This window comes from Blautia stercoris, assembly GCF_054657695.1.
Window position 1 is genome coordinate 1,684,546 of the sequence record NZ_BAAHYF010000001.1, and the last position, 13,176, is coordinate 1,697,721.

Genomic DNA, 13,176 nt, shown 5'->3' on the forward strand with positions numbered 1-13,176 from the left:
CATGAAACAAAAAACTTCTGCTGTCAATCAAATTACGGAGGGTGTTATCTGGAAACAGCTTCTGCTTTTCTTTTTTCCGATTATGCTCGGAACATTATTTCAACAGCTTTACAATACTGCCGATGCCATTATTGTCGGACGCTTCGTCGGAAAAGAAGCGCTTGCCTGTGTTGGTGGCTCTTCCGGACAGCTAATCAATCTCGTTGTCGGATTCTTTGTCGGGCTTTCTTCCGGTGCAACCGTCATCATTGCACGCTACTATGGCGCAAAGAATAAAAAAGAATTAAATCTGGCACTGCATACAGCTTCAGCCCTTGCCATTATCGGAAGCATCATAATCACCGTATTTGGAATTTTACTTGCTCCCGCTATGCTCCGGTTTATGAATACTCCGTCAAATGTAATGACCGGTTCTGTCATTTATCTGCGTATTTATTTTGCCGGAATTTTCTTTGTCTTTGTCTACAATATTGGTTCGGCTATTCTGCGTGCCATGGGTGACTCCAAACGACCGCTTTATTATCTGATTGTCTGCTGCTTTATTAATGTATTTTTGGATATTTTTCTGGTCGTCGGATTTAATCTTGGCATTACCGGCGCTGCCCTTGCAACCTTATTTTCTCAGGCTGTCAGTGCCATTTTGGTAATTCGTGCTTTGATGAAACCAGAAGAAATGTATCAGCTTGAACCGAAAAAAATCCGCCTGCACCGATTTTTGCTTTTCTCTATTCTTACAATCGGACTTCCGGCAGGCTTTCAATCTATGATGTACAATATTGCCAATATCATTATTCAGTCCTCTTTAAATCATCTGGGAACAGATGCAATAGCAGCCTATACTGCATTCGGAAAAATGGACGCCTTCTACTGGATGATTTCCGGTGCATTTTCGGTTTCGATTGCAACGTTTGTCGGACAAAACTATGGTGCTGGAAAGTATTCAAGGATGAAACGAAGCGTAACTGTCTGTCTTTTGATGGACCTTGCTGCCTCTCTGCTTGTAAGCCTGATTTTGATTTTCTTTGGAAAATATCTCTTCCGGCTCTTTACACAGGATGCCGGCGTTATCAAAGTCGGAATGGAAATTATTTCCTTACTTGCACCAAGCTATGTTTTATTTATCTTTATTGAAATCTTCTCAAGTGCCCTCCGTGGTATTGGAGATGTTATGATTCCCATGCTGATGACCTGTGGCGGTGTCTGCGTACTTCGTATTTTATGGATTTTCTTTGTTGTCCCGCATTTTTCAGGAATCCAAATTATTCTGATGTGTTATCCGATCTCCTGGGGTGTCACATCTATCCTGTTTATTATTTATTACTATATCCGCCAGAAACAATTCTTCAGCACACATAAAGAAGAATAATGTACTAAAAGCAGTCTGCAGTCAAGTGGATATTCGCAATCCGCTTCGCTACTTGCTCATAACCAAATAGCTGCTACGCAGCTTATCAGAAGGGGCTTGCCCCCCTCCTGATACAAGCAAGTCCTCACCCCTGCTTATTGCTTTTCGCAATTGAAGCAGGGGACTTACTTGATTTGGTTAAATTTTAAGCAGACTGCTTTTTTATCGATCCATCCATTTACAAAACAATATTGCCACAAGCGTACTGACAAATGTTGCCACGATTGCCGGACCTGTCACCCCTGCCGGATTTGCACTTCCGTACTGGCTTCGATAGGCAATAACATTGACCGGTATCAACTGTAATGATGAAATATTTAAAATCAAAAATGTACACATTTCATTGCTGGCGGATTTGGGTTTTTTCCCTTTTCGTTCTTCTTCCAGTTTTGCAAGTTCTTCCATTGCTTTTAATCCCAGAGGTGTTGCACCCCAGCCAAGCCCTAAAAAATTTGCAATGACATTAGCGGAAATATATTCCATTGCCGGATGTTCTTTTGGTATTTTAGGAAATAAAAAATGCAAAAGCGGCTGCATTTTCTCTGTCATCTTATCGATTAACCCCGAACTTCTCGCAATCTGCATGATTCCCATCCACATCGCTACAATTCCGGACATCGCAATACAAAGTGCAACCGCTTCTTTAGCACAGGACAACGCTGCATCCGTTACTTCCGCAAGCCTTCCTGTCACTGCGCCATACAGAATGCCGATGAGCATCATAGCTCCCCATAAAAGATTCAGCATACTTTTATCCTGTTTTGACTCTTCTTTTTATTCTATACAAGAAGGAATCGGAATATTACTCGTCAGAATCATCATACTCATCAGAACCGCTATTATCATCTTCCGAATCATCATAGCTTTCATCAGAATCGCTATTATCATTTTCCGAATCAGATTCTTCTGTATTTTCATTAGAAAGTCCCTGACTTCTTTGGGTTATCTTATTTAAGATTTCCGTCTCTTTCTCTCCTGCGGCCGGTGTCGGCTGATAATTATTATAGCCCTCTACCGAAGAAACACTGCATGGAATGATATTTGTCACATTATCTTCCTGCAGTTTTCCACCTTTTAGAGTAAAAGTCTGCTGGAAAATCATGGTATCCATATCAGATGGATACATATTTCCACCGAAGCAGAAATTGCCAAGACTGTATACAATATTTTTTCCTTTATACTGTTCAATTCCCTGAAGTACATGTGGATGATGTCCAAGCACCAAGTCTGCTCCTGCATCAATTGCAGCATGCGCAAGTTCTACCTGCACATCATTTGGATACTCTGCTTTTTCCTCTCCCCAATGAAAACTCGCAATGATAACCTGTGCGCCCTCATCCTTCAAATCCTGAATATTTTTCTCCATGGAATCTTTCACGCCCAGACCATCTGCCAATACGTAAGTACCAACCAGACCAACCTTGATGCCTTTTACTTTCTTGATTGCAACCCTGTCATAACCAAAATTCGTAATTCCGGCTTCATCAAGTGCATCCATCGTATCGTTATAGCTCTGTTCACCATAATCTTTACTGTGATTATTCGCAAGATTGGCAGCCTCTACAAAGCCATCTGTTAAAATTTCCGCATAGCTTTTATCTGCTTTAAACGCAAACTGTTTATCCTCACGGGTTGTACTGTCTGTCAGCGTACCCTCAAAGTTTACAATTGTTAAATCATCTTCTTCAAAAACAGATTTTACATTTTCAAAGAAATAATTAAAATCTCCAACCTCATCATATTTTGCCGGCATACTGCCCTCATAAGCAAAATTTTCATCCGTTCCAAATGTACAGTCTCCCACTGCACTAATGGTAAAACTTACCGTTTTATTTTTCCGTTTTGTTGTTTTTTCCATTTCTTCTGAAATGGCTGTCTCTTCTTTTTGCTTCTTTCCTCCGGTCAACAGGTTTTTACATCCTACCAGAAGCAGTGTAAAAATCAATAAAACCACTAATACAATATCTGCCAGAATAATTGTTCTTGCTTTTTTATCCTCCGGCAGCTTTTCCTTAAACAACTCATATTTTTTCTTTAATTCCAGTTTCTTTAAGGCTTCTTTTGCCTTTTCGAACCATATTTTTGCCTTTTTGCTTAAGTCTTTTTTATCCATCTGCTTCATTTTTATTCCTTTTTCAGCAGTGCCTGATATACATCACGTTTGCTGATTCCTCTGTCTTTTGCCACCTTTTTCATTGCTTCTTTTTTGTCGTTTCCCTGTTGCATATAATGTTCTAAATGTTCCTCTAACGGCATCTCTTCCCATTTTTTCTGGGCTTCTTCTTCCATTTCTTTTCGGTTCTTTCCTTCGATTACAAGTACACACTCCCCTTTTGGTTCATGTTCTCCATACCACTTAAGGGCTTCTGAAATGGTTGTCACAAATGCTGTCTCATGTTTCTTTGTCAGTTCCCGACACACGGTAAGCCTTCTATCTCCAAGGGTTTCAAATAATTCTTCCAAGGTACGAAGCAGACGATGTGGTGCTTCATACATTATCATGGTTCGAGTCTCTGTTTTTAACTCTTCTAATATTTTCTTTTTTTCTTTTTTATCAGACGGTAAAAACGCTTCAAACGCAAAGCGCCGTGTAGAAAGTCCGGATAAAGTCAAAGCTGTAATACAGGCTGCCGGACCTGGAAGGGATGTTACTTCAATTCCTGCCTCATAACACATCGCAACCAGTTCTTCTCCCGGGTCGGAAATCCCAGGCGTTCCGGCATCCGTAACCAGCGCAATATTTTTTCCTTCTAATAACTGTTCTACCAGATAATGCCCTTTATCAATCTTGTTGTATTCATGATAACTGGTCATTGGTGTTTTGATTTCAAAATGGTTTAAAAGCTTAATGCTGTTTCTGGTGTCTTCCGCCGCAATTAAATCCACTTCTTTTAATGTGCGCACCACACGAAACGTCATATCTTCCAGATTACCTATCGGAGTTGCGCACAAATATAATTTTCCACTCATAATTTTTCCTCATGATTTCTTCCGTAGATATCAAGAATTTCATCGGTATAAACACCCGTTTTTTCATACACAATCAATGGGCGTTCCACTTCAATCCGTGATTTTCCTCCACGCAGTCCTTCAATTAAGACCAGATTTGGCTCTTTGTCTGCATAAGGCTGTACCAGACGCATCCTCTTTGGCTCAATTTTATATTTTACCATAACCGACATAATTTCAGCCAGACGAAACGGCCGGTGCACCATATAAAATCTTCCCTTTGGCACAAGCACCTTCGCTGCCTGAGCTATGATATCATCCAGTGTACACAACGTCTCATGCCTTGCAATCGTCTTTGCACTGTTTTCTCCGGTTAGTCCATGACTCCCAATCATATACGGAGGATTTGTCGTTACGACATCAAAAGAAGCGCCGCCAAACACTGCACCTGCTTCTTTGATATCTCCGGTTACGATATCAATATCCTGTTCCAGTTTATTATATGCGACACTTCTTCTTGCCAGCTCTGCACTTTCTTCTTGGATTTCCAGTCCTGTAAAATATCCTTTCGGATATCTTGCTTTCATTAAAATAGGGACGATTCCTGTGCCCGTCCCCATATCAAGTACCCTCTCACCCGGCTTGGCTTTTGCAAACCAGGCAAGAAGGACAGCGTCTATCCCAAAACAGAACTGTTTCGGATTCTGAAAGAGCATATAGCCATTTTGAAGGTCATCAAGACGTTCATTCTTGTCTTTCATTTATTTCTTCTCCAGTTCTTTTAAAGCTCTCATTTCCTCATCGCTGAGGCGGAATTTTTCTTTTTTCTGACGCGGTCTGAATTTTAAGTCTTCCACCGGATATTCCCGAATTTCTTTTTCGCCATCCACATCAACAATAACTTTTACCAGCTGTCTTAACACGCTGACACTGTGCACCTCTCCTCTTAAACCATCTGCGGTGGTCACTCTGTCACCGATTCCCGGAAGTTTGCGATTTAATTCTTCGTAAGTTTCTTCCTCATTTTTCAGACAGCACATCAGTCGTCCACATACACCGGAAATTTTCGACGGATTCAACGACAGATTCTGTTCCTTTGCCATCTTAATGGATACCGGTGCAAACTCAGAAAGATAAGTGTGACAGCACAGCGGACGTCCACAGATTCCGATTCCACCTAAAATCTTTGTCTCATCACGCACACCAATCTGGCGCAGTTCAATTCTTGTCTTAAAGATAGCTGCCAAATCTTTTACCAACTCACGGAAATCAATTCTTCCATCAGCGGTAAAATAAAATAATACTTTATTATTATCAAAGGTATACTCGACATCAATTAGTTTCATCTCGAGTCCGTGCTCTCTGATTTTCTTTAAACAAATCTGATACGCCTCTTTTTCACGCTTCCGGTTTGCCTCTTCTTTTTTGTCATCCTGTGGAGTCGCAATTCTGATTACTTCTTTTAAAGGCTGTACCACCTTTTCATCTTCCACATCTCTCGGAGCAAGCACGACATGCCCGTATTCCACTCCTCTCGCTGTCTCCACGATTACGTGGTCTCCAACACAAATATCAAAATCCTTCGGTGAAAAATAATAAATCTTTCCCACGTTACGGAATCTGACTCCTATTACTCTTGTCATTTATTAGTTCTCCCTGATTGTCAGGAACAATAGTTCCATCGTTAAGTCAAAATTAACATTCGCCTGCAGACGCGCTTTTGCAGTCTCAATCGCCTTGATAATATTCTCAAGTCCCTCATAAGAGCTCTTATCTGCTCTCTCTTTAATAAAATTGTATTCATCTTTAAAAACCAGACTGTCCATTTCTTTGGTGGCCTTAAATAACAACACATCTCGAAACCATACTAAAAACAAATCCAGATACTCATAAATCGTATGTTTCTGTTCAGAAAGGTTTTTCAGTGCATCTACCATTTCATAAACTTCCATATCGCTTCCACGACGTAAGATACGGAAAGCCGCATCCATCATTTCTGTAAAATCTTCTGCAGTTGCAATCTGTTTTGCTTTTCCTACATTTCCCTGTGCAAATGCCACACTGACATCTGCCTGATAATCCGGTACATGCAGTTCTTCCATCAGATACTTACGAATGACTTCATCGCGCACCGGTTTAAAATTCAGTGTCACGCATCTTGAAGTAATCGTCGGCAAAAGTCCGGTATTATTGTTTGCCAAAAGCAGAATCACAGCATAAGCCGGCGGTTCTTCAATTGTCTTTAACAGAGCATTTTGAGCCTGTATCGTCATCTTCTCCGCTTCATCTACGATATAAATTTTATAAGGACCGGTATACGGTTTGATTTCCACATCCGAAACCAGTTGTTCGCGGATTTCTTCGATACCAATCGAAGTCGGCTTTACATGCTCCACATAGATAATGTCCGGATGATTCCGGCTCATTGCTTTTCTACAGGAACTGCAATGCATACACGGCTCTTTTTTATGTTCCTCGCATTGCAATGTCATGGCAAATAATTTTGCCAGAAGTTTTTTACCGCTTCCTTTTTCTCCTGCAAAAATATAAGAATGTGAAACCTGTTCCTTCTCAACTGCATTCTGCAAATGACGGATTACCTCTTCGTGTCCCAATACTTTTTCAACTTCCTGCATTGCAATCACCCACCTTGTCCTAATAATGTCTTGTATGTCTCAAAATGATAACGTGATACCATTTCGAATATGTTCTCATTATACCACACGATTGAAATGCACTCAATAATTCCTTCTCTAACATTTCTATTAAGATTCTATTAAGCGTTTTTTGATATATGCTGTTATTTCACTCAGACACGTCTCTAAACTTTTATTAAAAAATCGTTTTTCAATTCCTGCCTGCTCTAATTTTTCTTCCGAGAAATCCTCCGCATCGGCAAGAAAACGACGACAGAGTTCCTCATAATGTGGTTCTTTCTGGGTTTCCTCTCTTGCAATGGCACGTTTTAGACGCTCCCCATCTTCCACCTCCACATAAATCGGACACAGCGACGCTACTCCATAATATGCTTTCAGATTCTGATAGGATTCAAGCGTTCCAATGGCAAGATAACTGGTTTTGCTTAAATCAACCGAACCGTCATCTGCTGTAAAATAAGTCCACGGTCCGTAAACTGTCTGATAGGTTCTTGCTTCAATCACTTTTTCTGCTTTATCAAATTCAAAATACTTTGCCTCATCTACAAAGTGGTATTCCTGTCCTTCTTTTTCTCCGTCACGAATCGGGCGAGTAGTATAAAGCACCAGTCTTCCAAGCTTTAAATTCTCTGATTCCTGAAGCTTTCGGTAGATGGTGTCTTTTCCGGAAGAACTTTTTCCCATGATATAAAATATTTTTCCCATAATTCACCTTTTTTGCACACGAATCTTCTGTGCATGATAATCAATCAATCCCTGTACTTCAAGCCCCTGCATTTTCCAGTTCTCTATTTTTTCAATCAGCTCTTTTGTTACCCTTTCTCCCGGCACAATACACGGAATCCCCGGTGGATAAAGATACGCAAACTCTGTACTCACTCTTTCCTCTGCTTCTTTTAAATTCACTTCTTCCCAGTCTGCATCCATCGCCTCTGCAATGGTACATATTGCATCTTTATCTGTAAACTCAATTTTTGTCTGCGCTTTCTCCTTTATTTGATTTTTCATCTCAGAATCAAATGCCGAATCAATTTCCAAAAGTGCACCTGCAAGCCGTGCAAATCCTTCTTCACTGTCCATCACGCTTGAAAGTGCCAGCACATAAGACGGAGCGGTCATTTCCATTTCTAACTGATATTTATCAAGCAGTTTTTCCCGAAGCATCTCTCCATCAATAGAAGTCCCCTTTGTTGAAATAATAATTTTAGAACAATCCATATCATAGACGCCATTTTTCCCGACTACTTCATCCGGTTTGACCAGATGCAGATGCTTCAAATCAGAAAGCTTTCTGCGGCACTCCTTTAATCGTACCGTGTATTCTTTAAATAACACTTCCGAAGAAGACTCCAGCAGTCGGATACAGGCATCCATACTGCTCATAAAAACATAAGACGGGCTACTGCTCTGATAAATTGAAAGAAACCGCTTCAACCGTTCTTCAGATACAAGACTGCCCTGCGTGTGCAGCAGGGCAGTTTGTGTCAATGAAGGCAAAGTTTTATGCAGACTCTGGATTACGATATCTGCGCCGTTTTCAAGTGCAGACTCTGGAAATGTATCTGAAAAACGAAGATGAGCTCCATGTGCCTCATCTACAATCAGCGGAATTTGATGTGCGTGTACAATCTCACTAATTGCAGCAATATCAGACACCATTCCGTCATAAGATGGCGAAGTAATCAGTACTGCTTCTATCTCAGGACAGACGTTCAAAGCTTCTTCTACCGCTTTCGGTGTAATTCCACCGTTTAATTCTGTCTCTTCAAACACAGCCGGATATAAATAATGTGCATGCAGACGTCTTAAATAAACTGCATGATAGGCAGCTTTATGACAGTTTCTTGCCATCAAAATACTGCCCCCATCACTGGTGCATGCTGAAACTGCACTTAAAAGCCCGGCGGTACTTCCATTTATCAGATAAAAGCTTTTATCTGCATGGTACAACTTTGCAACACGTTTCTGTGCTTCTAAGAGAATTCCCTCCGCATGATGCAGATTATCAAATCCGGTAATCTCGGTAATATCAATTTCATAAGGATTTTTTAATGTCTCAGGGCAGAAGCTGCGCTTATGCCCCGGCATGTGAAATGGATAAACCTCTCCTTTGCTGTATTCATATAATGCTTCATCGATATATTTTTTCATTTTTTTAATTTCTTATATTTGTCCGGTGGATATTCACAATCCACTTCACTCTTTCATTCGGTTAACTTATCTTGCAAGTGCTTCCTGTACCATTTTCTGAACAGTTGCAAATACATCCTCTAATGCTACTTTTTCTCTTACAGATTTATCTCTTGTTACCACTTCACAGCATCCCTCTTTCATATTTCTCGGGCTTGCAATGATACGAACCGGAATACCCATTAAGTCAGCATCGCTGAACATAACACCGGCACTTACTTTTCTGTCATCGTAAAGTACTTCAATTCCTGCGTTCTGTAACTGTTCATATAAACCATCTGAATAGTTCTTGATTTCTTCATTGTCCGGACGTACACAGCAAAGGTGAACCTGCCATGGAGCAATTGTCATTGGCCAGATTGGACCATACTCATCATGATGTGCTTCGCAGACAGATGCAGCAAGTCTGCCGACACCAATTCCATAACATCCCATAATCGGATATTTTTCTTTGCTGTCTTTATCGAGATATTTCATTCCCATGCTCTTCGTATATTTTGTTCCGAGCTGGAAAATGTTTCCGACTTCGATACCTCTTGATACTTTGATTGCTTTTTTCTTACAACATGGGCAGATTCCGCCATCTACGATTTTTGCGAAATCATGATATTCTGCATCCGGAAGATCTCTTTCCATACAAAGCCCTGTGTAATGATAATCATCCTGATTTCCGCCACAGCAAAGATTGCATCCACCTTTTAAAGAACTGTCATATAAAACAGTTACATTTGCATCCATCTTGTAAGGTCCGATAAATCCTGGATGTAATCCACTTTCTAAGGTAATTTCTGCCGGATGAATTTCTTCTTTTAAGAAGTTTGTCAGTTTTGTTTCATTTGCTTCCAAGTCCCCTCTGATAAATAATACAACGTATTCATCATTGGAATTTTTCTGATATACTACCGCTTTACAGGATTTTTCTGCTGAGCTGTTTAAGAATTCACATACTTCTTCGATTGTATGCATATTTGGAGTGCTCACCAGTTTTAATTCCTGATATTCTTCAGCTTCATTTTCTACAATGTTTTCTGCTGCCTCTACATTTGCTTTGTAACCACATTCCGGGCATACTGCAATGGAATCTTCTCCAACCGGAGTCAAAAGCATAAATTCATGAGAAAGGCTTCCACCCATCATACCAGAGTCAGATGCAACTGCGATTGTTTCCGGAATTCCGGCTCTCGCAAAAATTCTTTCATAAGCATGATAACATTTGTCATAATATTCTTCCAAATCTTCCTGAGATGTGTGGAAAGAATACGCATCTTTCATAGTAAATTCACGTACACGGATCAGACCGGCTCTTGGACGTGCTTCATCACGGAATTTTGTCTGGAACTGATAAATCATAAATGGATATTTTGCGTAAGTCTGTCCATATTCTCTTACTAACTGAACCGCTGCCTCTTCATGGGTCATACCAAGTACCATTTTGCTTCCGTTTCTGTCTTTGAAACGAAGCAGTTCACTTCCAACGCTTTCATATCTTCCGGATTCTTCCCATAAAGATGCCGGCAGGGCAACCGGAAACTGTACTTCCTGTCCATCGATTTTATCCATCTCGTCACGGATAATTGCTTCAATTTTCTGGCATACACGACGAAGCGGCATATACTGGGAATAAATTCCGTTTGCCACATACTTCATGTAACCGCCTCTTACCATCAGTGCATGACTGTCGATAACACAATCAGACGGTCTTTCTTTAAATCTGTCTCCTACAAGTTTACTTAACTTCATATTTACTTCCTCCTAAAAAATCTTTAAACTCAACAAAAAATGAAATTAATTAATGAAATAAAAAACCCTGAACTGACAAATTTCTTCAATCAGTTCAGGGCGAATATTCATCCGTGTTACCACCTGAATTCAGGATTACTCCCACACTCATAGATACAGAGTTTCCTCGATATCATTTCCTTTTAACGGGGGACTTCCGACAGTGTCTACTTTCTTATGCCTGACAAATTTCCGGCTCAATTTCAACCTGCAGCTCCAAGACCGGTTCGATACCATCTTATCAAAGCCTTCCACCAACCGGCTTCTCTCTGTACATAGGACTAATATCTACTATTTCTCTTCATCGCTTTTCTTATTTCAAATAATACTGCTTTCGATGGAATCTTAGCATATTTTGTACGTTCTTGCAAGCTGAAATTTCTTTTACGCAGTCAGATCCATTTCATACACTCAGACATGACACAAATTCCTGAAGCGCCCAGTTTTCGCATTTCCTCCACACATTCCCTCGTTGTTTTCATGCCCCCGATTGCAAACACCGGGATTTCCACCTCATCGCACACTTCTTTTAAAAATGCCGTTCCTCTCGGTTCAAGTCCCGGTTTACAGGTTGTCGCAAATATATGTCCGGCTGTCACATAAGAAGCACCCAGCTTTTGCGCTTTTTTTGCATCTTCTTTGCTGTGTGTAGAAACTCCCGTCACTTCAAACTTCTGTGCAATCTCAGGGTTTGCTTCTAAAACAGCAAGCGGAACATGAATTTTCGTGCATCCGACTTCAAGTGCCGATTCCGTATAAGTATGTGCAATACAACTTACCTTATGCTCCTCGCAAATCTTTTTTACCGAAAACAAAAGTGCTGTATATTCACTTTCTGAAAGGTCTTTTTCACGCAGAATCACAGCATGAGGCTGATTCATGCAAATTCTTTTTATCTGACACAAAAACGCTTCTCTGTCTCGGCAGAGTTTTCGGTTCGTAACTGCTATTACCTGTTCTTTATACATAAACATAGTCATTCATAACCGGCTGAAGTCCTTCATCAAGAAGTGCCTCATAGACTTCTTCCACACTTCTTCCATCCGAGATTTCAAACTGGTCATCTCCTTTATTCTCAATCTCTTCTACGTGTTCTCCGATTCCCGTGCTGACTCCTGCTGAAATCTTTGTTGCTGCAATATTGACCAGATTATCCCTCACACGGGAGCACTCTCTGGTTGATACCGTAATACTCGAAAATGGCATAAACAGGCGGTAAGCACATACTACCTGAAGCAGCTGTGGTTCATGGACATCCATCGGATTAATCTTGTCATTATTGATAATCGGACGCAGTCTCGGACAGGAAAATGCAATTTCTGCGTGTGGATATTTTCTCTGAAGCAGATACGCATGCATACCTGTTGCAAACGCATCTTTTCTGAAATCATCCAGACCAAGCAAAGCGGCGAATCCAACACCTCTCATTCCACCTTTTAAGGCACGTTCCTGCGCATTTAAGCGGTATGGGAAAATTCGTTTATGACCTGCAAGATGCAGCGTTTCGTACTTATCCGAATTATAGGATTCCTGGAATACGGTTACATAGTCTGCGCCACATTCATGCAGATAAGCATACTCATCAGAATTCATCGGATAAACCTCAAGACCGATTACTTTAAAATATTTTCTTGCGATTTTACAGGCTTCTCCTATGTATTTCACATCCGAATATTTTCGACTTTCTCCAGTCAAAATCAAAACTTCCTGAAGTCCTGTTTTGGCAACTGCTGCCATCTCTTTCTCGATTTCCTGTGCATTTAATTTTGCGCGGTTAATTTTGTTATGGCAGTTAAATCCACAATAAATACAAAAATTTTCACAGTAATTTGCAATATAAATCGGTGTAAACATATTGACACCATTTCCAAAGTGTTTTTCTTTTTCTGCCTTTGCAGCCTGTGCCATCTGCTCTAAATACGGCAGTGCTGCCGGTGATAACAGTGCCGCAAAATCTTCCGGAGTACGGCTTTCATGCGCAAGGGCACGTTCTACATCCTTTGCGGTATATTTCTCATAGTCATACTCATTCATGGCATCAATGACCTGTTTCTGCACATCGGACTCAAGCACTTCCATTCCTTTTAAATAAGTCATGTGGTCGATACGGTTTTTCTTCTGCCACTCTTTAATTTCATCATTTAAAATACTCTCATTTACATGGTTTTCTGTACTCATCTTTTTTCTCCCCCCGCT

General features: G+C 40.6%; 12 protein-coding genes and 1 other annotated feature. Of the genes, 1 reads left to right on the forward strand and 11 read right to left on the reverse strand.

Annotated features, from left to right (window positions below):
• Position 1: 1 nt before the first annotated feature.
• Positions 2-1,366, forward strand: coding sequence for an MATE family efflux transporter (locus tag ACYQ2D_RS08145; protein WP_459785084.1), 1,365 nt, complete (start codon positions 2-4; stop codon positions 1,364-1,366).
• A 201-nt stretch (positions 1,367-1,567) separates the two neighbouring features.
• Here ACYQ2D_RS08145 and ACYQ2D_RS08150 read toward each other — a convergent pair whose 3' ends face one another.
• The 11 genes from ACYQ2D_RS08150 to thiH form a co-directional block, all read right to left on the reverse strand.
• Positions 1,568-2,152, reverse strand: coding sequence for a nucleoside recognition protein (locus ACYQ2D_RS08150; protein WP_459785085.1), 585 nt, complete (start codon positions 2,150-2,152; stop codon positions 1,568-1,570).
• A 55-nt stretch (positions 2,153-2,207) separates the two neighbouring features.
• A complete protein-coding gene (locus tag ACYQ2D_RS08155; RefSeq protein ID WP_459785086.1) occupies positions 2,208-3,527 on the reverse strand; it encodes a CapA family protein in 1,320 nt (439 codons plus the stop codon).
• Positions 3,528-3,529: 2 nt separating this feature from the next.
• On the reverse strand, positions 3,530-4,375 hold the full coding sequence (rsmI, locus tag ACYQ2D_RS08160) for a 16S rRNA (cytidine(1402)-2'-O)-methyltransferase (RefSeq protein WP_118701350.1): 846 nt from the start codon (positions 4,373-4,375) through the stop codon (positions 3,530-3,532).
• Positions 4,372-5,115 carry a tRNA1(Val) (adenine(37)-N6)-methyltransferase gene (locus ACYQ2D_RS08165; protein ID WP_118701349.1) on the reverse strand — a complete coding sequence of 248 codons (744 nt, stop codon included), beginning with the start codon at positions 5,113-5,115 and terminating at the stop codon, positions 4,372-4,374. Before ACYQ2D_RS08165 ends, rsmI begins: the two co-directional genes overlap by 4 nt.
• Positions 5,116-5,997 (reverse strand): PSP1 domain-containing protein, encoded by an 882-nt coding sequence (locus tag ACYQ2D_RS08170; RefSeq protein WP_117457009.1) that lies wholly within the window; start codon positions 5,995-5,997, stop codon positions 5,116-5,118. It lies immediately after the preceding gene.
• Positions 5,998-6,000: 3 nt separating this feature from the next.
• The gene (gene holB, locus ACYQ2D_RS08175) at positions 6,001-6,990 is read right to left on the reverse strand and encodes a DNA polymerase III subunit delta' (protein WP_022303211.1); all 990 of its coding nucleotides are present in this window, start codon (positions 6,988-6,990) and stop codon (positions 6,001-6,003) included.
• 129 nt (positions 6,991-7,119) lie between these two features.
• Positions 7,120-7,716 (reverse strand): nucleoside/nucleotide kinase family protein, encoded by a 597-nt coding sequence (locus ACYQ2D_RS08180; protein WP_117457011.1) that lies wholly within the window; start codon positions 7,714-7,716, stop codon positions 7,120-7,122.
• Between the two features lie 3 nt (positions 7,717-7,719).
• Positions 7,720-9,162, reverse strand: a complete 1,443-nt coding sequence (locus tag ACYQ2D_RS08185; RefSeq protein WP_459785087.1) for an aminotransferase class I/II-fold pyridoxal phosphate-dependent enzyme — start codon at positions 9,160-9,162, stop codon at positions 7,720-7,722.
• Between the two features lie 66 nt (positions 9,163-9,228).
• Positions 9,229-10,941, reverse strand: a complete 1,713-nt coding sequence (locus ACYQ2D_RS08190) for a proline--tRNA ligase (protein ID WP_022303214.1) — start codon at positions 10,939-10,941, stop codon at positions 9,229-9,231.
• 92 nt (positions 10,942-11,033) lie between these two features.
• Positions 11,034-11,294: a binding site (T-box leader), on the reverse strand.
• A gap of 78 nt (positions 11,295-11,372) precedes the next feature.
• Positions 11,373-11,960: a thiamine phosphate synthase gene (locus tag ACYQ2D_RS08195; RefSeq protein WP_459785089.1), complete on the reverse strand. Its 588-nt coding sequence runs from the start codon at positions 11,958-11,960 to the stop codon at positions 11,373-11,375.
• The gene (gene thiH, locus ACYQ2D_RS08200) at positions 11,941-13,158 is read right to left on the reverse strand and encodes a 2-iminoacetate synthase ThiH (RefSeq protein WP_117457013.1); all 1,218 of its coding nucleotides are present in this window, start codon (positions 13,156-13,158) and stop codon (positions 11,941-11,943) included. Before thiH ends, ACYQ2D_RS08195 begins: the two co-directional genes overlap by 20 nt.
• Positions 13,159-13,176: the final 18 nt, after the last annotated feature.